21 protein-coding genes are annotated in these 18,919 nt (G+C 72.2%); 6 read left to right on the forward strand and 15 right to left on the reverse strand.

The features are described from left to right. Positions 1-13: 13 nt before the first annotated feature. Complete coding sequence (locus ACQPYE_RS39660) at positions 14-1,387, reverse strand: FAD-binding oxidoreductase (protein WP_498718229.1); 1,374 nt, start codon at positions 1,385-1,387, stop codon at positions 14-16. A gap of 139 nt (positions 1,388-1,526) precedes the next feature. On the opposite strand from ACQPYE_RS39660, the gene ACQPYE_RS39665 reads away from it, so the two are divergent. Next, complete coding sequence (locus tag ACQPYE_RS39665; protein ID WP_498718230.1) at positions 1,527-2,195, forward strand: DedA family protein; 669 nt, start codon at positions 1,527-1,529, stop codon at positions 2,193-2,195. Positions 2,196-2,199: 4 nt separating this feature from the next. On the opposite strand, the gene ACQPYE_RS39670 is transcribed toward ACQPYE_RS39665, so the two are convergent. Together ACQPYE_RS39670 and ACQPYE_RS39675 are read right to left on the reverse strand one after the other, a co-directional pair. Beyond that, positions 2,200-2,835 carry a nucleoside/nucleotide kinase family protein gene (locus ACQPYE_RS39670; RefSeq protein ID WP_498718231.1) on the reverse strand — a complete coding sequence of 212 codons (636 nt, stop codon included), beginning with the start codon at positions 2,833-2,835 and terminating at the stop codon, positions 2,200-2,202. Continuing rightward, positions 2,817-3,656, reverse strand: coding sequence for a PfkB family carbohydrate kinase (locus ACQPYE_RS39675; RefSeq protein ID WP_498723080.1), 840 nt, complete (start codon positions 3,654-3,656; stop codon positions 2,817-2,819). Before ACQPYE_RS39675 ends, ACQPYE_RS39670 begins: the two co-directional genes overlap by 19 nt. A 76-nt stretch (positions 3,657-3,732) precedes the next feature. On the opposite strand from ACQPYE_RS39675, the gene ACQPYE_RS39680 reads away from it, so the two are divergent. Next, positions 3,733-4,689, forward strand: a complete 957-nt coding sequence (locus ACQPYE_RS39680) for a LacI family DNA-binding transcriptional regulator (protein ID WP_498718232.1) — start codon at positions 3,733-3,735, stop codon at positions 4,687-4,689. 44 nt (positions 4,690-4,733) lie between these two features. Here the strand turns inward: ACQPYE_RS39680 and ACQPYE_RS39685 are convergent, their stop codons facing one another. From ACQPYE_RS39685 to pyrE, 5 genes are all read right to left on the reverse strand, one after another. Beyond that, a complete protein-coding gene (locus ACQPYE_RS39685; protein WP_498718233.1) occupies positions 4,734-5,807 on the reverse strand; it encodes a glycoside hydrolase family 76 protein in 1,074 nt (357 codons plus the stop codon). Between the two features lie 25 nt (positions 5,808-5,832). Then, entirely contained in the window at positions 5,833-6,462 is a 630-nt protein-coding gene (locus ACQPYE_RS39690) for a TrmH family RNA methyltransferase (RefSeq protein ID WP_498718234.1), read from the reverse strand. 210 nt (positions 6,463-6,672) lie between these two features. Next, positions 6,673-7,059: a DUF2784 domain-containing protein gene (locus ACQPYE_RS39695; protein WP_498718235.1), complete on the reverse strand. Its 387-nt coding sequence runs from the start codon at positions 7,057-7,059 to the stop codon at positions 6,673-6,675. A gap of 87 nt (positions 7,060-7,146) precedes the next feature. After that, positions 7,147-7,839, reverse strand: a complete 693-nt coding sequence (locus tag ACQPYE_RS39700) for a hypothetical protein (RefSeq protein ID WP_498718236.1) — start codon at positions 7,837-7,839, stop codon at positions 7,147-7,149. Between the two features lies 1 nt (position 7,840). Continuing rightward, entirely contained in the window at positions 7,841-8,395 is a 555-nt protein-coding gene (gene pyrE, locus ACQPYE_RS39705; RefSeq protein ID WP_498723081.1) for an orotate phosphoribosyltransferase, read from the reverse strand. A gap of 53 nt (positions 8,396-8,448) precedes the next feature. Here pyrE and ACQPYE_RS39710 point away from each other — a divergent pair, with 53 nt between their 5' ends. Continuing rightward, complete coding sequence (locus tag ACQPYE_RS39710) at positions 8,449-9,018, forward strand: hypothetical protein (RefSeq protein ID WP_498718237.1); 570 nt, start codon at positions 8,449-8,451, stop codon at positions 9,016-9,018. A gap of 258 nt (positions 9,019-9,276) precedes the next feature. On the opposite strand, the gene ACQPYE_RS39715 is transcribed toward ACQPYE_RS39710, so the two are convergent. The 6 genes from ACQPYE_RS39715 to clpB form a co-directional block, all read right to left on the reverse strand. Next, positions 9,277-9,711, reverse strand: a complete 435-nt coding sequence (locus ACQPYE_RS39715) for a hypothetical protein (RefSeq protein WP_498718238.1) — start codon at positions 9,709-9,711, stop codon at positions 9,277-9,279. Next, complete coding sequence (locus ACQPYE_RS39720) at positions 9,708-10,637, reverse strand: WXG100 family type VII secretion target (protein ID WP_498718239.1); 930 nt, start codon at positions 10,635-10,637, stop codon at positions 9,708-9,710. The genes ACQPYE_RS39715 and ACQPYE_RS39720 overlap by 4 nt, the downstream gene beginning before the upstream one ends. Beyond that, positions 10,634-10,990, reverse strand: coding sequence for a hypothetical protein (locus tag ACQPYE_RS39725; protein ID WP_498718240.1), 357 nt, complete (start codon positions 10,988-10,990; stop codon positions 10,634-10,636). Before ACQPYE_RS39725 ends, ACQPYE_RS39720 begins: the two co-directional genes overlap by 4 nt. A 68-nt stretch (positions 10,991-11,058) precedes the next feature. After that, a complete protein-coding gene (locus ACQPYE_RS39730) occupies positions 11,059-11,838 on the reverse strand; it encodes an SDR family NAD(P)-dependent oxidoreductase (protein ID WP_498718241.1) in 780 nt (259 codons plus the stop codon). Further along, positions 11,835-12,530 carry a TtfA family protein gene (locus ACQPYE_RS39735; RefSeq protein ID WP_498718242.1) on the reverse strand — a complete coding sequence of 232 codons (696 nt, stop codon included), beginning with the start codon at positions 12,528-12,530 and terminating at the stop codon, positions 11,835-11,837. The genes ACQPYE_RS39730 and ACQPYE_RS39735 overlap by 4 nt, the downstream gene beginning before the upstream one ends. Before the next feature lie 571 nt (positions 12,531-13,101). Continuing rightward, positions 13,102-15,684: an ATP-dependent chaperone ClpB gene (gene clpB, locus ACQPYE_RS39740; RefSeq protein ID WP_498718243.1), complete on the reverse strand. Its 2,583-nt coding sequence runs from the start codon at positions 15,682-15,684 to the stop codon at positions 13,102-13,104. Between the two features lie 186 nt (positions 15,685-15,870). Here clpB and ACQPYE_RS39745 point away from each other — a divergent pair, with 186 nt between their 5' ends. Continuing rightward, positions 15,871-16,251 carry a VOC family protein gene (locus ACQPYE_RS39745; RefSeq protein ID WP_498718244.1) on the forward strand — a complete coding sequence of 127 codons (381 nt, stop codon included), beginning with the start codon at positions 15,871-15,873 and terminating at the stop codon, positions 16,249-16,251. 501 nt (positions 16,252-16,752) lie between these two features. After that, positions 16,753-17,856, forward strand: a complete 1,104-nt coding sequence (locus ACQPYE_RS39750) for an FAD-binding oxidoreductase (RefSeq protein ID WP_498718245.1) — start codon at positions 16,753-16,755, stop codon at positions 17,854-17,856. 151 nt (positions 17,857-18,007) lie between these two features. On the opposite strand, the gene ACQPYE_RS39755 is transcribed toward ACQPYE_RS39750, so the two are convergent. Then, entirely contained in the window at positions 18,008-18,685 is a 678-nt protein-coding gene (locus tag ACQPYE_RS39755) for an alpha/beta fold hydrolase (protein ID WP_498718246.1), read from the reverse strand. Between ACQPYE_RS39755 and ACQPYE_RS39760 the strand changes: the two genes are divergently transcribed. After that, on the forward strand, positions 18,665-18,913 hold the full coding sequence (locus tag ACQPYE_RS39760) for a hypothetical protein (protein WP_498718247.1): 249 nt from the start codon (positions 18,665-18,667) through the stop codon (positions 18,911-18,913). The two genes, ACQPYE_RS39755 and ACQPYE_RS39760, sit on opposite strands and share 21 nt — an antisense overlap. Positions 18,914-18,919: the final 6 nt, after the last annotated feature.

The raw sequence follows: 18,919 nt of genomic DNA on the forward strand, positions 1-18,919 counted from the left end.
CGAGCAGCGGCCATCACACGCTGAACATCGAGCCCGGGTTGAAGAGGTTCTCCGGGTCCAGCGCGCGCTTGATCTCGCGGTGGACCCGCAGGCCGACCGGCCCGATCTCGCGCGCCAGCCACTCGCGCTTGATCTTGCCGACGCCGTGCTCGCCGGTGATCGTGCCGCCGAGCGCCAGCCCCAGGGCCAGGATCTCGTCGAACGCCCGCCGCGCCCGCGCGAACTCGTCCGCCGACGCCGGGTCGTAGACGATCGTGGGGTGCATGTTGCCGTCGCCCGCGTGCCCGACCACGGCGATCCGCAGCCCCACCGACTCGCTGATCCGCTCGCACCCGGCGATCAGGTCCGCGATCTTCGTCCGCGGCACGCACACGTCGTCGGTCAGCCACGCGCCGTAGACCTCCAGCGCGGTCAGCACGGCCCGCCGCGCGGTCAGCAGGTCGCGGCCCTCGCTGCGGTCGTCGGTGGCGTAGACGAGCTCCGCGCCCGCCGCGACGCACGCCTGCTCGATCGCGGCCAGCTCGTGCCGCCCCGCCTCGCCGCCCGAGTCGGACTGGCACAGCAGCAGCGCCGCGCCGGCGTTCAGGTCGGTCTTGAGGTGCTGCTCGACGGCCCGGATGGACGTGCGGTCCATGATCTCCATCAACGACGGCACGACGCCCTCGGTCACCACGCGGCTCACCGCCACGCCCGCCGCCGCCGTGCTGCCGAACGTGGCCACCAGCGTGGCCGGGGCCTGCGGCAGCGGCCGCAGCGCCAGGGTCGCCCTGGTGATCACGCCGAGCGTGCCCTCGCTGCCGACGAACAGCTTGGTCAGGTCGTACCCGGCCACGCCCTTGACGGTCCGACGGCCGGTGCGCAGCAGCTCGCCGTCGGCCAGCACCACGTCCAGCCCGAGCACGGAGTCCGTGGTCACGCCGTACTTCACGCAGCACAGCCCGCCCGCGTTGGTGGACAGGTTGCCGCCGATCGTGCACCAGTCGTAGCTGGACGGGTCGGGCGGGTAGAACAGCCCGTGCTTCTCGACCGCGCCGCGCAGGTCGAGGTTCACCACGCCCGGCTCGACCACGGCCAGCCGGTTGTCCGGGTCGATCTCCACGATCGCGTTCATCTTCGTCATCGCCAGCACCACGCAGCCCTCGACGGCGTTCGCCGCGCCGGACAGCCCGCTGCCCGCGCCGCGCGGCACGATCGGCGTGCGTGCCGCCGCGCAGGCCCGCACGACCGCCTGCACCTGCGCCGCGGACGTCGGCAGCACCACCGCCAGCGGCTGCCCGTAGGGCGCCAACGGCATCATGTCGCGCTGGTAGGCCGCGGTGACGTCGACGTCGGTCAGCACCGCGTCGGCGCCCGCGGCGGAGCGGAGTTCGGCGAGCAAGGCCTCCATCCGTCCACGCTAGCCCCGGGACGGTGATCACTCCAGCCCGTGTTCGCACCCGTGCGAACGGTGACGACGCCGAGGCTTCGGCAACGCGTTATCCCCATGTCGCCCAGGCCGGGCCGCGGTCCCACGTAGGCTGCATGGCGTGGTCTTGTCCGCAACGTCCGAGACTGTCGCATTCGTTCAGCTCGATTCCGCAGGCCCGCTGGCCGTGTGGCTCATCACGCTGAGCTTCATCTTCTTCGAGTGCGCCTTCATCTTCGGCCTGTTCCTGCCCGGCGACTCGCTGCTGTTCGCCGCCGGTGTGGTGCTCGCGTCGCACGACAGCGAGCTGTCCGCCTGGCTGCTGTCGGGGGTCGCGCTCGCCGTGGCCGTCGTCGGCAACCAGATCGGCTACTACATCGGCCGGCACACCGGCACCCGCCTGCTGGCCCGCCGCGGCGGCAAGGTCCTCAACAAGGAGAACCTCGCCAAGGCCCGCGACTTCCTCGACCGACGAGGCTTCTGGGCGATCGTGCTGGCCCGGTGGATCCCCTGGGTGCGCACGCTGGCGCCGATGATCGCCGGCGCGGCGCGGATGGACCCGAAGCGGTTCATGCTCGCCACGACCATCGGGGCCATCGCGTGGGTGCCCACGCTGGTGCTGGCCGGCTACTACGGCGCGGGCCTGCTGACCGCCGTGCCGTGGCTGGAGACGGTGGCGGTCGTCGTCAGCATCGCGTTCTTCGTCTTCGGCACCGCCTACGGCCTGTTCCGGTACCGGCAGGAGATGAAGAAGCCGGTGGACGAAGAGGTGCCCACGACGACGTCGTGACGGGTCACAGCACCTCGTCGAGCACGAGGTCGGCGGCGGACTTGGACGCGTTCACCATGAGCGCGTTCACGTGGTCGGTGCCGTGCAGCACGCGTTCGCGCGCGTCCTCCGCCGTCCGTCCGTACCGGATGTGCCGGTCGATCAGCCGCGCCACCCGCAGGTCCTCGTCGATCATCAGGAACCACGCCTCGTCCAGCACGACCCGCACGCGCTTCCACTTGTCGTACTGCATCAGCAGGTAGTTGCCCTCGGTGACGACCAGCGGCACGGCGGGGTCGACCGGGACCGCGCACGCGATCGGCTCCTCGATCTCGCGGCGGAACTCCGGCGCGTACACCACGTCGGGCCCGCACGCCTTCAGCCGGCCGAGCAGGTCGACGTAGCCGGGGACGTCGAACGTGTCCGGCGCGCCCTTGCGGTCGGCGATGCCGAGCCGGTCCAGCTCGCGCTGCGCCAGGTGGAAGCCGTCCATGCCGACCAGGGCGGCGTCCTCGCCCAGCGCGTCGACCAGCCGGCGCGCCAACGTCGACTTGCCCGAGCCCGGCGCGCCGCCGATGCCGAGGATCTTGCGCTCGCCGGTGTCCACCAGCAGCCGCGCCCGGTCGACCAGCTCGTCGAACCTCACCCGCTGTCCCGCCACCGTCCCAGCTCCTCCACCCAGTCCCACGCGGTGTGGCGCACCCGCACCGCGGCGACCTCGTTCGCCCACCGGACGGCGTCGGGCACCGCCAGGCCCTCGGCGACCGCGACCGCCAGGGCACCGTGCCACACGTCGCCCGCGCCGTTGGTGTCGCGCGCCTCGACAACTCCTACCGGTTGGGAGCCGGTGGCACCACCACGCGACCAGGTGACGGGACGCGGGCCGTGCGTGCGGATCACCAGCGGCACGCCCCTGGCGTGCACCTCGGCGTCCGACAGCTCGAACGCGGCCGAGCACGCGGCCACGTCCACCAGCGGCAGCAGGTCGTCCAGCACGGGTTTCCAGCTGCCCGCGTCCAGCACCACGGGCACGCCGGCGCGGCGCGCGAGCCGGGCCGCCCGCACCGCGAGCGGACCGAGGTGGCCGTCCACCAGCACCACGTCCGACGCCTCCACCAGCGCCGGGTCCACGGCGCCGGCCGCGTCGAACCCGGCGGTGTCGAACCCGGCCGCGTTGCGCGAGATCACGGTCCGCTCGCCGTCGCGCTCGCGCACCGCGACCATGCTCAGCGCCGGACCACCGGTACCGACCGAGCGCACCTCCACCGGGTGCAGCCGGGCCAGGGCGAAGTCGCCGAGCTCGCCGCCCAGCGCGGTCAGCAGCACGGCCCGGTGCCCCAGCGCGGCCACCGCGCGCGCCGCGTTCGCCGCCGGTCCGCCGGGCGACAGGTGCACGCCGAGCGACTGCACCTTCTGGCCGGGCACGGGGAACTCCGCCACCCGCTGGCTCACGTCGACGGTCGTCAGCCCGACACACAGCACCGAAGCCACGGCACGCCCTCCTAGCAGGTAAAGTCTCCACGCAATCGCTTGCGCCAGCCCGAACGGGGACGAGTCCATGGTCACCATGCGGGAGGTCGCCAGTCTCGCCGGCGTCTCCATCACCACGGTCTCACACGTGATCAACGAGACCAGGTCGGTCGCCGCGGCGACCAGGGACCGGGTGCTCAAGGCCGTCGAGGAGACCGGCTACACCGGCGACGCCATCGCGCGCTCGCTCGTCACCGGCGGCACGAAGTCCCTCGGCCTCGCGGTGTCGCTGGTCTCGCACCCGTACTTCGCCGAGCTGATCGCGGCCATCGAGGGCGAGGCCACCAGGGCGGGCTACACGCTGGTGCTCATCGACACCCGGGACACCGCCGAGTCCGAGCGGGCCGCGGTGCGGATGCTGCGCTCGCGGCGGGTGGACGGGGTGCTGCTCACGCCGACGTCCGGCTCGGCCGCGCTGCCCGAGCTGCGCCGGTTGGGCGTGCCGACGGTGCTGGTGGACCGGCTGACCGTGGCCAACGACGTCGACCAGGTCGGCCCGGAGAACGTGCAGGCCACGTCCACGCTGGTGCGGCACTTGGCGGAGCTGGGCCACCGGCGGATCGGGCTGGTGTCCGGCCCGCCCGGGCTCGCGACCACGGACGAGCGGGTGCTCGGCTACCGGCTCGGCCTCGGCCGGGCGGGGCTGGCGTGGGACGAGGACCTCGTGCGGCCGTCGTTGGACCCGTTGCTGGGGCAGGTCTCGGGCGTGGTGGTGAACGACCACCAGGTGCTGATCGACGTGCTGCACACGGCCCGGGCGCGGGGTGTGCGGATCGGCTCGGAGCTGGCGCTGGTGACCTACGACGAGGTGGAGTGGGCCGAGCTGGTCGACCCGCCGCTGACCGCGATGGCGCAGCCCGTGGAGGAGATCGGGCGCACGGCGGTGCGGCTGCTGCTGTCCCGCATCGAGGACCCGGACCGGGCCCCGGAGACGATCCGGCTGCCGCCCGTGCTGCGGCACCGGCAGTCGTGCGGCTGCCACTGACGGCTCGGTTCAGCTCGACGCGGCTTAGCTCGACTCGGCTCGGTTCAGCTCCGTGACGGCGTGATCCCGTCGCGTTCCAGCAGCGCGGCGGCCTCCAGCGCCATCCACCCGCCGAGCTGGACCGACAGGTCGCGCTCCGGGCCGCTGCCCTTGACCGCGGGCTCCGACCACTCCGGGCCGAACAGCGGCCCGCTCACCACCGCGGTCCGGTTAGCCCACACCGCGTTCGCGGAGTCGAACACGAGGTCCGCCGCGCGGGCCGCCTCGGGCCGGTCGAGCCTCAGCGCGGCCTGCGCCAGGTAGCGGGTGAGGATGCCGCTGAAGAGGCCGCCGTCGCCGCCGCCGTGACCGCGCAGCACCCCGTCGGTGGCCAGGTGCTTGTCCACGGCGTCGATGATCCGGGCCGCTTCGTCCTGGTACCGGCCGCCCAGCTCCACGCACGCGCCGAGCACCACGCCCTGGCAGTAGGTGTAGAGGTTCTTCTCGACCTCGCGGACCGTGCCGTCGGGGTGGACGTGCAGCCCGTCCCACAGCAGCCCGGTCTCCGGGTCCGCCAGGTGGTCCTCGACCCAGTCCACGATGGACCGGGCGCGGCCGAGGTCGGCCCGCGCGCCGAGCCGGGCGAACAGGATCGCCGCCGGGCCGTTGGCCGGGACGTTCTTGAAGTCGTCGTCGCGCCGCCACCAGATGCCGCCGCCGCCGTGGTCGGTCCACCCGGAGCGGAGGCGGTCGGCGATCGTGGCGATGGCCTTCGGCCTGGCGATCCCGACTTCCCGCTCGGCGCGCAGCAGCGCCAGGCCGAGCCACGCCACGTCGTCGTAGTAGTCGTTGGTCCAGCCGACCAGGTTGCGCACCCGGATGCCGCGCACGAGCCGCTGCACCAACGCCACCCGCGCGGCCTTCGGCGAGCGGAGCTGGGCGTCGAGGACGCAGTCGAGCAGGTGCGCCTGCCACCAGTAGCCGAACCGGAGGTGCAGCCGGCCCGACCAGTCGGGCGGCCAGGCGACCGCGCCGAGGGCCGTGCCCGGCACTCCCCAGACCCGACGCAGGTGCCGGGACTCGACCGCGCGTTCGGCGACACCGGCGCGCGCGGCGAGGAGCTTCGGTGGTGACGTCACCTCACCAGCCTGCCTACTGAACCGTTCAAGAAGCTCGCCGGAACAGTTCCCAGTGGTAGAGCCCCATGGCCACGCTCGTGGTCAGGTTGTAGCTGGACACCTTCGGCCGCATGGGCAGCGAGACCACCAGGTCGGCCCGCGCCCGCACCTCGGGCGACAACCCGTGCCGCTCCGAGCCGAAGGCCAGCACGGCGTCGTCGGGGATCCGCGCGTCCCGCAGGTCCCGACCGCCGGCGTCGAACGCGATCACGGCGCCCCGGACGTCCTCGACGCCGGCCAACCGCCCGACGGGCAGCGCGAAGTGCAACCCGGCGCTGCCGCGCAGGACGTTCGGGTGCCACGGGTCGACGTCCCCGATCGACGCGACCCCGCCGGCCCCGAGCCCGGCCGCCACCCGGATCACCGCGCCGAAGTTGCCCAGGTTGCGCGGGTTGTCGAGCAGCACCAGCGGCGCGCCCCGCCCCGCCTGCCCCCACTCGACCGCGGGCCGTTCGGCCACCGCCCCGACCCCGGTCGGGTGCGACCGCCCGATCACCCGCTCGAACTCGGCCCGCCCCACCACCTCGGCCCGCTCGAAGACGTCCACGAGGTCGGGCGCGTGCGACCTCGCCAACCCGACCGCGTCGGCCCGGTCGAGCACCACCACGGTCCCCACGGCTCCCCCGAACCGAACCGCGTGCTTGACCGCGTGAAACCCTTCGAGGACCACTCGCTGGACCACGTCACCCCCGGAGTCGAAAGACGCGGGCGATCGTAGTCGGGCCGATCCTGACGGCGTGTCGAGCTTCCGGTGGCCGTGGTCGAACGCGCCGACGCTGCCCGCGTTCGAATTCGGTCAAGCCGCGGCAGACCTGGTCGGACCGGTTCAGCGACAAGCCTCGGTCTGCGTCGGCGAGGTCTGCTCGACGCGGCGTTTGAGGTAGTAGCCGGTCCACGAGGCCAGCACGACGACCGCCACGAGCACCTGCACCAGTCGGGCCGCGGAGTCCGGGTAGAGGACGCCGTCGATGTAGGTGTCGATGAAGCCGCTCACGAGTCTCGGCTGGCCGGCGGCGGCGCGGAGCTCGTTCTCCAGCCAGGTGAGGGGGCAGGCGAGCGGGAACAGCACGATCAGCAGGCCCCAGGTCGCCATCGCCAGGTGGAAGTACAGCACCCGCGGCCACCTCCAGGCCAGGAACCCCCCGACCACGAGGAAGACCAGGACGGCGAAGTGCACCACCATGACGAGTTCGGCCAATGCGCGCGCGACCATAGCGACCTCCCTGCCTGCCAGAGTAGGCGGCCGAGCGATCACGTGCCGCTCGATTTCACGCGGTGGGCACGCCTGTCGGCCGTGGCCTCAGCCCCGGGGCAGCGCCTGCCACGGCACCCGGCCCGCCACGTCCAGCAGCAGGTCGGTCAGGTGGGCGAGCGGCGCTTGCAGCAGTGGTCCCGGCACGGCGGCGGCGAGGTTGTGCTCGTCGAACGCGATCGCCACCCCGTTCGCCCTCGGGTCCTGCAACAACCCCTGCGTGAGACCGGACGCGAGCAGGGCCGAGGCGAACGCGGGGTTGCGGCGGCGCACCTCGTACCGCCCGTCGAACACCGGGTCGCCCGTCGCCACGAACTGCTCGAACAGGCCCCACACGCTGTCCTCGCGCGGGCTGATCAGCACCCACGGCCCCGGCATCGGGCGCGGCACGACCACCACCGTGTAGGTGCGGTACTCCGACGTGACCACGTTGTCCGCGCGGAACACCACCTCCACGGCCAGCACGGGCACACCGCGCCAGTGGCCGACGAGCTGGAACTTCACCCGGCTCCGGTCGGCCTCCAGCATCCGCCCGATCTGCGGCACGCGTTCCTGGAAGCCCTGGTCCTCGGCGACGAACCGCCACCCCAGGGACGCCTCCAGCGCCCGCATCTGCTGCTCCCACTGGTTCACGAACTGCTGGTTCGTGAACGGGTTCCGCTTCCGGCGCGCCAACCCCACCGCGACCCCGACGCCCAGGATCGCCACGATCACCAGCAGCAGGACCAGGGCGCTGGCCATGTCAGGCCAGGCCCAGGTCGGCCAGGTCCAGCAGGTACCGGTACGGCAGCCCGGCCTCCTCGATCACCTCGCGCGCGCCCGTGCCGCGGTCGACGACCGTCGCGACGCCGACCACCGTGGCGCCGTGCTCGCGCAGGGCCTCGACGGCGGTCAGCACGCTGCCGCCGGTGGTGGAGGTGTCCTCGACCGCCAGCACCCGCTGCCCGGCGACCTCGATGCCCTCGATGCGGCGCTGCATGCCGTGCTGCTTGGCCGCCTTGCGCACGACGAACGCGTCCAGCACCTCGCCCGCGTTCGCGGCGGCGTGCATCATCGCGCACGCCACCGGGTCGGCGCCCAACGTCAACCCGCCCGCGGCCACGTAGTCCCAGTCGGCGGTGAGCTGCCGGAGCAGCCTGCCGATCAGGGGTGACGCGGCGTGGTGCAGCGTCGCCCGCCGCAGGTCGATGTAGTAGTCGGCCTCGGCGCCCGAGGACAGCGTCACCTTGCCGTGCACCACGGCCAACTCGCTCACCAACCGCGCCAGCTCGGCCTTCGCCGCGGCGTCCAGGACCACATCAGTTCGCACGGGTGCCAAGAGTGTCATACCGCGCCGTACGCTGGCACACCGTGACCCTTCCCGGCACCGACACGTTGATCATCGAGCAGCCCTGGGGCGTGCTGCGCCACCTGCTGGGCACCAGGTACCGCAGCGACGTCTACGACGGCGGCGGGACGCTGATCGCATCGGTCTCGGAACGCCGGTTCCTCGGGCCGCTGCGGAAGCTGTTGCGCGCCACCGCGTTCTCCGGCCGGACGACGTTCGACCTGGTCCTGGCCGACCGCGGGCGGCAGCTGCTGCTGATCCGCAAGGGCGCCGGCAAGCCGCCGACCCGCGTGACGTGGCCGAACGGCGCGGTGGCGGGTTCCGTGCGGCACGAGGGGCACGGCGCTTACGGGCTGCTCGACGCGGCCGGGCAGCGGCTGTGCCTGCTGCACGAGGTGGCGTCGTTCAGCCCGGGCGCGATCGTGAAGCGGGACGGGCGGCGCGTGCGGCGGGACGTGCTGACCATCCGGCCGGGCACGCCCGACCCGGTCCGTTCGCTGGCCATCGCGGCGGCCGTGGCGTACGACGTGGTGCGCGGGGTCGGGACGAACCACACCAGCGCCGGCGGGTTCGACTTCCCCACGTTGACCTGAACGACCACCGCCCGGTCGGCTCTCACGCCCAGCGCCGACCGACACGCCGTGCCCGCCACCGCAACCTTCCCCACGGGTCTCGCCCACGGGTCTCGCCCACGGCTCCGGTCGGCCACAGCCGGAGCTGCGCAGGCGTCCCCGCCAAGGGGACCCCTGCTTTTATCCTGCCCCAGAGGTCCGACGGTTCGAGGTGGTCAGGCCCGCACCTGTGGACAACTCGGCGGAGCGCCCGGTGGCCGGGCCTGACCTCACCCTCGACTACCAGGCGTCCTCGGTAAACTTGTTCGGTCCGTCGTCGTCATCGTCGTCGCGCCCACCCGGCCGGGGCGAGCCCGCGGAGATGACGTCCTCCGGGTCGTTGCCCTCCTGGATCGCCGTGTAGGCGCGCTGCAAGTCCGGCACACCGGTCTGCAGGGCGCGCTGCACGCCCTCGTCGTCCACGGCCCGCCCGGACGCGATGTCCTCCCAGGACATCTCGCCCGCGTCGACCCGCCGGGCCAGCTCCTTCAGCTCCCGAGGCGCGCCGGGGCCGTGGGCGAACCGCGAGATCTCGGCGAAGTCCGCCTGCGTCAGCCCGCGCGACCGCAGCTGCACGTGGCTCGCCGCCCGCGCGGTCTCCTCGACGTTCGCCGCCCGCTTCTCGACGTCGGCGACCAGCGCGTCCAACCGTGCCTTGTCGTACGGGAACGTCACTGCCCGTCACCCCCGCCGGAACCGGAACCGGACCCGGCCCCGGAACCGGACCCCGAGCTCGCCCCGGCCGGCGCGGGCGCTGTGGGCGGCGGTTGGTTGTAGCGGCCGTTGGCCGCGTGGCCGGCTTTGCCCAGGCCGTACGCGCCCAGCCCGACGCCGATCGCGCCGGACTTCGCCGCGGCCACGCCGTTGTCGTACTTCTCCTTGCCGTCCTGGTACCCGTCGACCACGTCGAGCAGGTCGCTGACGTCGCGCACGTCCTTCAGCTTGGACAGCGCGGTGCCCATGGCGACGATGCCGTCGATCATGCCCTGGACGCCCTCGATCAACGTCTGGATGGCGATGATGATCTTGCGGATGGCGTCGACGATCTGGATCGCGTCGTAGACCATCCACACCGCGCGGCCCCAGCCGACGACCGGGATCCACGCCGTCATGGCGGCTTCCATCAGCTTGCCGACCAGCATGTCCAGCAGCGTCAGCGCCAGGCCGCACGCGGTGCGGCAGGTGCTGGCCGTCGACCGGAACTGGTTGCCGATGATCCGAGCGACCTGCGAGTCCGCCTCGATGGCGATCACCCACATGGTGCCCATGCGCGTCTCGAACGCCTTCGCCGCGTCACCGTCCCAGTGCGACGACAGCTGCTCCGCGCCCGCGTCCACGTTGTGCCGCACGGAGTCGAGCGCCTTGGCGATCCGGTCCCACGCGTTGGCGTTCTCGTCGATCTTCTCGAAGTCGCCGAGCAGCGGCTTGATCAGCGCGTCGAGCAGGTTCTCACCGGTGACCTTCTCGTAGATCCAGTTGACGCCCTGGATCTTCCAGCCGGCCTTCTCGATGAGCTCCTTGGTCGACTGCCGGCCAGGCCGGTTCTCCGCCGCGGCGCCGAGCGCGACCGACGGGTCTTCGACGTCCGCGTACGCGGTCATCGGCCGCCACCCCCGAGCGACGGGGCCTCGGCCACGGAGTGGAGCTGGGAGAGCACCCGGTCGAGGATGCCCATGACCAGCTCCTCGTTCTTCTCGTACATGTCGGCGGCCTTGTTGATGCTCTCCGCCTCCTTGACCATCATCTGGTTCGCGAAGTCGAGGGTCTCCCCGTACAGGGACGCCACGCCGGTCACGATGGGCTGCAGCAGCGAGAGCAGACCGGTGAACCCCGAGGTGTCGCCACCCTTGGAGATCGCGTGGTCCTTGATCGTCATGAAGTGCTGCGCGTTGCGCGTCAGCAACTCGCCGTAACCGCGGAGCTCCGGCGGCTCCACTCTGAACTGCTCGCCCATGGACGGTTCCTCCCTGTTCCAACTAGTGGAGTGGGACGGACCGGACCGGGTTCGGGTTCCCGGCAGTTCTAAGTGCGTCCTCGCCCACCCGCGATGCGGGAGGCCATCCGCCTGACCAGCGCGCGCGGAACCAGGCGGGCGAACAACGTGATGGCCTTGTACTGCACGCCCGGCACGGACAGCTGCTTGCCCGCGCGCAGGTCGGCGAGGCAGTCGTGCACCACCCGGTCGGCGTCGAGGTAGAGCAGGTCGGGCGTCTTCGACATGTCGATCTTCGCCCGCTGGTGGAACTCGGTGCGCACGAACCCCGGGCACAGCGCCAGCACGCGCACGCCCGTGCCCGCCGTGGCCATCGACATGCCCTCGGAGAACGCGGTCACCCACGCCTTGTCCGCGCTGTAGGTCGTGCCGCGGCCGGGCAGGAAGCCCGCCACGCTGGACACGTTGATCACCGCGCCACGCCCGCGCGCCACCATCCCGGGCAGCGCCGCGCGGGTCAGCCGCAGCACGCTCGTCACGTTCACGTCCAGCTGGGACCGCAGTTCGAGCGGGTCGGCGGTGAGGAACTCCGACGAGATCGCGAAGCCCGCGTTGTTGACCAGGAGGTCGATCTCGCGTTCGGCGAGGAGGTCCGCGACCGCGTCCCGGCCCGCGTCGGTGGCCAGGTCGGCGGGCAGCACCTCGGCGGTGATGCCGTGCGCGGCGCGCAGCTTGGCCGCCGTCTCCTCCAGCCGCCGTTCGCCGCGGGCGACGAGCACCAGGTCGTGGCCCTCGGCGGCGAGCCTGCGGGCGAACGCGGCGCCGATGCCCGAGGACGCGCCCGTGACCAGGGCGGTCGGCGGCGTCACGGCTTGCGCCCGAACTGCGGGCGGTGGACCTCGCCACCGGCGTCGGCCTCGGGGTCGGCCTCGAACGGGTCGATCACGTCGGCCAGTTCGCCGAGGTCGCGCAGCAGCCGTTCCAGGCGGGCGGGGGTGGAGTTGGGCGGCGCGGCGGCGAGCACCCAGTCGTCCTCCAGCCAGACGACGGTGACGTCGCCGCCGATCTCCTCGGCGGCGTCGACCAGGTCGGGGGTGATGAGCTTGCGCGCGGCGGGCAGTTCGCTGACGAACGCGTACCGCGAGCCGACCGGCCCGAGCAGGTCGGGCATCTGGTCGCGCTGGAACGGCACGCTGGGCAGCCACAGCTCGATGACCACGGGCAACGCCCGGCGGCAGCGCACGCCGACGAGCACCGAGTTGACCTTGCCGCTGGTCTCGTGGTCGAGCACGTAGACCTGGCGGCGGCCGTCGGCGGTGAAGGTGGAGCCGGCGACGACGTCCTTGGCCACGCCGACGCCGTAGTAGGCGATCGCGCCGCTCTCCCAGCGGGTGGGCAGCACGTGGTCGGTCTCCTCGAACTGCCAGCCGCGCAGCGCCGCCCAGCGGCGGCGTTCGCGGTTTCGCGCGGTTCGCTGTGCCCGGTCGGTCGCGAGCAGGGCGAACCCCGCGACGCCCGCTACCGCGGCGACGGTGAACCAGACCCACGCCGGTATGCCCACGGTGCGAGAGTAGCGGGCGGCGGTGAACAAACGAAGATCACTTGGGGCGTGGGTCGCGCGAACGGATCAAGCTGTTACCCGGATCGCGGGCCGTTCGCGGCGAGTCCCCAGGCCTGCCCGACGGCGACCAGCCACGACTTATCCACAGGCCACGGCGTTGTCCACAGGCACACCCCGGCCCCTCGCCCGGTGTCGGTCCCGGCCGGCAGAGTAAAAATCGGGGATCCCCCGGACGGGGACCTCTGCGGAGCTTGCCCGGCACGCGGGGGGCGCAGAACGGCGGTCCCGGCGCAGAAGGCAGAAGGCAGAAGGCAGAACGCCGGACTCCCGGACTCCCGGACTCCCGGACTCCCGGACTCCCGGACTGAAGGCTAAGCAGCAACGGCCACGCGAGCGCGGCCAGGCGGTGAGGTCGCGGTGAGCCGACGACCAGGCCCGGACAACCCGGCGCGGAACCGGGCCACCACCGCAGGTCCGGACAACCGGCTCATCCGGTTGTCCGGATCTGGTCCTCGCGCCGCGGGTCAGCCGCCCGTCCATCGGCGACGTCCGATCGGAACGGCCGCGGGCGTCAGGCCTTGCCGACGATCAGGCCCGAGTGGTCGTCCAGCACCTCGACCTTCACCGTGTCACCGTCACGCACCTCGCCCGCCAGCAGCTCCTTCGCCAGCTGGTCGCCGATGGACGACTGCACCAACCGCCGCAGCGGCCGGGCACCGTACACCGGGTCGAAGCCGTTCAGCGCCAGCCACTCGCGCGCGGCGGGGGTGACGTCCAAAGTCAGCCGCCGCTGCGCCAGGCGCCGCGCGAGCCGGTCGACCTGGATGTCCACGATGGACGTCAGCTCCTCGGTCGCCAGCGAGTGGAACACCACGACGTCGTCCAGCCGGTTGAGGAACTCCGGCTTGAAGTGCGCCCGCACGACCGACATGACGGCGTCGTCGCGCTGCCGCTCGTCCAGGGCGGCGTCCGCGATGACGTGCGAGCCGAGGTTCGAGGTCAGCACCAGGATCGTGTTGCGGAAGTCGACCGTGCGGCCCTGGCCGTCGGTGAGGCGGCCGTCGTCGAGCACCTGCAGCAGCACGTCGAACACGTCCGGGTGAGCTTTCTCGACCTCGTCCAGCAGCACGACCGAGTACGGGCGGCGGCGGACCGACTCGGTCAGCTGCCCGCCCTGGTCGTAGCCGACGTAGCCGGGGGGCGCGCCGACCAGGCGGGCCACCGAGTGCTTCTCGGAGTACTCGCTCATGTCGATCCGGATCATCGCCCGCTCGTCGTCGAACAGGAACTCCGCCAGCGCCTTGGCCAGCTCCGTCTTGCCGACGCCGGTCGGACCGAGGAACAGGAACGAGCCGGTCGGCCGGTCCGGGTCCGCCACGCCCGCGCGGGTCCGCCGCACCGCGTCCGACACGACCCGCACCGCCTCGGCCTGGCCGACCACGCGCTTGGCCAGCTCGTCCTCCATGCGCAGCAGCTTCGCCGTCTCGCCCTCGAGCAGCCGGCCCGCCGGGATGCCCGTCCACGCGGAGACCACGTCGGCCACGTCGTCCGGCCCGACCTCCTCCTTCAGCATCACGGCGGCGTCCTGCGTGGTGCGGGTGGCCGTCTCCAGCTCCTTCTCCAACGCCGGGATGCGCCCGTACCGCAGCTCGGCGGCCCGGCCCAGGTCACCGTCGCGCTCGGCCCGCTCCGACTCGCCGCGCAGCTGCTCCAGCTGCTCCTTCAGGTCGCGGACCTTCTCGATCGAGCCCTTCTCGTTCTGCCAGCGCGCGGTCAGCCCGGCCAGGTCCTCGCGCTGCTCGGCCAGCTCGGCGCGCAGCGCGGCCAGGCGTTCCACCGAGGCCGCGTCCGACTCCTTGGCCAGCGCCATCTCCTCGATCTCCAGCCGGCGCACCGCGCGTTCGACCTCGTCGATCTCGACCGGCCGGGAGTCGATCTCCATGCGCAGCCGGGACGCGGACTCGTCCACCAGGTCGATGGCCTTGTCCGGGAGGAAGCGGGCGGTGATGTACCGGTCGGACAGGGTGGCGGCGGCGACCAGGGCGGCGTCGGTGATGCGGACGCCGTGGTGCACCTCGTAGCGGTCCTTGAGGCCGCGCAGGATGCCGATCGTGTCCTCGACCGACGGCTCGCCGACGAAGACCTGCTGGAAGCGGCGCTCCAGGGCGGCGTCCTTCTCGATGTGCTCGCGGTACTCGTCCAACGTGGTCGCGCCGACCATGCGCAGCTCGCCGCGGGCCAGCATGGGCTTGATCATGTTGCCGGCGTCCATGGCGGACTCGCCGGTCGCGCCCGCGCCGACGATCGTGTGCAGCTCGTCGATGAACGTGACGACCTGGCCCGCGGAGTCCGTGATCTCCTTGAGCACGGCCTTCAGCCGCTCCTCGAACTCGCCGCGGTACTTCGCGCCCGCCACCATCGAGCCGAGGTCGAGCGCGACGACCTTCTTGCCGCGCAGGCTCTCGGGCACGTCGCCGGCGATGATCCGCTGGGCCAGGCCCTCCACGATGGCGGTCTTGCCCACGCCTGGCTCACCGATCAGCACCGGGTTGTTCTTCGTGCGGCGCGACAGCACCTGCACCACGCGGCGGATCTCGGTGTTGCGGCCGATGACCGGGTCCAGCTCGCCCTTGCGCGCGCGTTCGGTCAGGTCGACGCCGTACTTCTCCAACGCCTTGTAGGTGCTCTCCGGGTCCGGGCTGGTGACCCGCGCCGAGCCGCGGACCTTGCCGAACGCCTCCTTGAGCGCCTCGGGGTGCGCGCCGTGGCGGCGCAGCAGGTCGGCGACCTGGCCGCCGTGGTGGGCGAGGCCGACCAGCAGGTGCTCGGTCGACACGTACTCGTCACCCATCTCGGTGGCGAGTTCCTGCGCCTTGCTCAGCACGCGGGCCGCGTCGCGGGAGAACTGGGGCGCCGACACGGACGACCCGCTGGCCGCCGGCAGCGCCCTGGTCAGCTGTTCCAGCTCCTTGTGCACCTGCTTCGGGTCCGCGCCGACGGCGGACAGCAGGGGCGCGGTCAGGCCGTCGCCCTGGGCCAGGAGCGCGCCGAGGAGGTGGACCGGGACGACGTCGGGGTTGCCCGCGATGGTCGCCGCCTGCACGGCGGCGGACACGGCCTGTTGCGTCTTCGTGGTCGGGTTGAAAGCGTCCATTCCTCACCTCGGTCGGTGTCGTGCGCAGGGGCCGGCGCGTTCCGCACCGACCATCATTCCTCACAACGTCAGAAAAGTTGAGCCAGTTCCGCTCAACCCGGTGGAAGTCGTGTGGTGTGGGCCACGACCGGCGGACGGCCGGAAACCCGCGTGCGCCGCATCGTCCCCGGCGGCGACCATCAGCGCATGACCTCACTCGTGCGCCACATCACCGTCGACTGCCGGGACCCCTACGAGCTGGCCGGCTTCTGGAGCCAGGTGACCGGGCAGCCGCTCACCGACGAGGACTTCCCGGGCGACCCCGAAGTGCTCATCGCGCTGCCCGACGGCCCCGGGCTGCTGTTCATCCGGGTGCCCGAGCCCAAGTCGGTGAAGAACCGGGTCCACCTCGACCTCCAGCCCGACACCACCCGTGACGCCGAGGTGGAGCGGCTGCTCGGGATCGGGGCCGCGCTCGTGTCCGACATGCGCCGTCCCGACGGCAAGGGGTGGGTCGTGCTGGCCGACCCGGAGGGCAACGAGTTCTGCGTTGAACGCAGCGCAGCCGAGCGGTCCGGGCAGGGCTGACGCCCGTCACCCACATGTCGCAGCCGGTTGTCCACACCGGCGCCTGAGTTGTCCACAATCCGCAGGTGGGAATCCACAGGCGACTGCGGCCCACCGCACCGGTGCGCCCGGCCGGCCGCCACCAGGGTGAAACCTCGGCCCCGAACCGCCGGACGACCACCCTGACGATGTCGTGCGGCCCACGTCCGGTGAGGGGTGGTGCGTCTGGCGGTGGGCCGCAAGCGCTGGATTCGGTATACGTGGAAGGGAATGTCCACCCGTTTGCGGGAACGTTGCGCGACCGTCCGTAACTGCACTGCACTCGAAGGTGGCATCAAGGAGTCGACCGGCCAGTTGGCGGGTTAGTGTCCCCTCGTCGGGGATGGAAGCTTGACGAGGACGTAGCGCCCTTGCTGGCGCCGCCAGAAACGTGGAGACTGCGCCCGGACCATGACTGCGAACGCCGTGTTGAGCCCCATCCCGAGCCCGCCACACCGCGAACCTCCTCCTGGTGTCACCGCTATGGTGCGGATGATCCGGGAGAGCTTCGCGGTGGTGGAGCCGCGCGCCGAAGAGGTTGCCAAGTTCTTCTACGGCATGCTCTTCAGCCTCGCGCCGGCGACCCGTGAGATGTTCCCCGTGAACATGGAGGTCCAGCGCAGCCGACTGCTGCGCGCCCTGGTCCACGTCGTGCAGATGGTGGACAGGCCGGACGACCTGATCCCGTTCCTGCGCCAACTCGGGCGTGACCACCGCAAGTTCGGCGTGGTCAACGTGCACTACGAGTCCGTCGGCACGGCGTTGCTGGCGGCGGTGAAGAAGTTCGCCGGGCCCGCGTGGACGCCGAAGGTCGAGATGGCGTGGGCCGAGGCCTACACGATCATGGCGCGGGCGATGCAGGAGGCGGCGGCGGCCGACGACGGCCCGGCCTACTGGCACGCGACCGTGCTCGACCACCAGCGGGTGAGCTGGGACCTGGCGGTCGTGCGGCTGCAACCGGATCACCCGGTCGGGTACCGCGCCGGGCAGTACGTGAGCGTCGAGACGCCGCAGCGCGCGCGGCTGTGGCGGTACTACTCGCCCGCCAACGCGCCTCGTGACGACGGCATCATCGAGTTCCACATCCGCTCGGTCGAGGGCGGGTGGGTCAGCCGGTCGATCGTCGGCCACACCCAGCCGGGTGACGTCTGGCGCCTCGGTCCGCCGATGGGTCGGCTCAGCGTCGACCGGAAGTCCGGGCGGGACGTGCTGATGGTCGCCGGTGGGACCGGGGTCGCGCCGATGCACGCGATCATCGACGAGATGGCGCAGTGGGGCGAGAACCCGCGCGTGCACCTGTTCATGGGTGGGCGGAGCCGCGAGGACCTGTACGACCTGGACAACCTCCAGCGGTTCGCCATGACCAACCCGTGGCTGACCGTCGTGCCGGTGCTGGAGTCGGACCCCGGTGCGCGCGGCGTCGAGCAGGGCACCCTGGCCGACGTGGTCACGCGCTACGGGGCGTGGGAGGACCGGGACGTGCTGGTGTGCGGCTCGCCGTCCATGATCCGGGCCACCGTGTCCCGGATGCTGGTCGCCGGCACCCCGCTCGACCGGATCAAGTACGACCCGTTCACGCTGGACTGACCCTCTTACTGAAACTTCTTCACGTTCGCCGCCGGGCCGCGCGGAACCTTCGGCGGCCCAGCGCGACCAGACACGCCACGACCGGCTCGCGTCCCGTCACGACCGGATTCCGCGGCACGTCCCCTGCCCATCACGACCGATTCCCGGCACGTCAGGGTCGGGCAGGCCGCGCCGCGCCCAACACGGCCGCCAGCGTCTCCGGTCGGCTGGTCTGCGGGCAGTGGCCGCCGTCGACCTCGATCGCCTCGACCCCGAGCCGATCGCGCGCGGCCCGGCGCATCCACGACGGCCGCAGCGTCCGGTCGTCGCGCGGCAGGACGTAGGTCGACGGCAGGTCCGGCACCTCGTGCACCTCGCGGTATGTCGCCGCGGGGTAGAACAGGCGCAGGGTGCCCAGCCCGGCCCGCACACCGGCCAGGTCGCAGTCGTGGAACAGGAAGTACGAGGCCACCACGGGGTCCGCGGTGGGTGGTTCGGTGAGGGAGCGCCACTCCGGGTTGAACATCTCGCCCGTGTCGGCGGCCAGCTCGTCGGCCAGTGACACGGGGCCCGGGATCACCGCGGCGATCCAGGCCAGGTGCGAGGCGCCGAGGGCCCGGGCGATGGCGGGCATCAGCAGGCCGGCGCCGGAGTGGCCCACCAGGATCGGGGCCAGCGCGTCGCCCGCCTGGGCGCGGGCGATCGCGGCGTAGTCGACGGCCCGCAGCTCCGGCCGGTCGGTCGGCAGGTCCACGGCCACGGTGCGGTGGCCGCGTTGGCGGAGCAGGTCCTCCACCGGTCGCCAGGCTGCCGGCGACTGGGTGGTGCCGTGCACGAAGACGTAGTCCACGGGGTCCAGTCTGGCGCGGGTTCGGCGTTCGCGGTGGTCGAGGAGGCCGAGCAGGTTGCGGTGATCGAGGAGGCCGAGCAGGTTGCGGTGATCGAGGAGGCCAGGGAGGTTGCGGTGGCCGAGGAGGAGGTTGGGGAGGCAGGGGATGCAGTGGGGGTGGGGGTCGCGGGGTTCCTCATGCTTAACCGAGGTACGGGAACAGTGTTTCCGTACACTTTGCCGCGATGATCACCC

The organism is Actinosynnema sp. CA-299493 (genome assembly GCF_050946825.1).
Taxonomy (GTDB): Bacteria; Actinomycetota; Actinomycetes; order Mycobacteriales; family Pseudonocardiaceae; genus Actinosynnema.

Bases quoted from the DNA above. Each gene is read 5' to 3' on its own strand.
- ACQPYE_RS39660 (WP_498718229.1), bottom strand. From the start codon at position 1,387: ATGGAGGCCTTGCTCGCCGAACTCCGCTCCGCCGCGGGCGCCGACGCG.
- ACQPYE_RS39680 (WP_498718232.1), top strand. From the start codon at position 3,733: ATGGTCACCATGCGGGAGGTCGCCAGTCTCGCCGGCGTCTCCATCACC.
- ACQPYE_RS39695 (WP_498718235.1), bottom strand. From the start codon at position 7,059: ATGGTCGCGCGCGCATTGGCCGAACTCGTCATGGTGGTGCACTTCGCC.
- ACQPYE_RS39700 (WP_498718236.1), bottom strand. From the start codon at position 7,839: ATGGCCAGCGCCCTGGTCCTGCTGCTGGTGATCGTGGCGATCCTGGGC.
- ACQPYE_RS39720 (WP_498718239.1), bottom strand. From the start codon at position 10,637: ATGACCGCGTACGCGGACGTCGAAGACCCGTCGGTCGCGCTCGGCGCC.
- ACQPYE_RS39725 (WP_498718240.1), bottom strand. From the start codon at position 10,990: ATGGGCGAGCAGTTCAGAGTGGAGCCGCCGGAGCTCCGCGGTTACGGC.
- clpB (WP_498718243.1), bottom strand. From the start codon at position 15,684: ATGGACGCTTTCAACCCGACCACGAAGACGCAACAGGCCGTGTCCGCC.
- ACQPYE_RS39745 (WP_498718244.1), top strand. From the start codon at position 15,871: ATGACCTCACTCGTGCGCCACATCACCGTCGACTGCCGGGACCCCTAC.
- ACQPYE_RS39750 (WP_498718245.1), top strand. From the start codon at position 16,753: ATGGTGCGGATGATCCGGGAGAGCTTCGCGGTGGTGGAGCCGCGCGCC.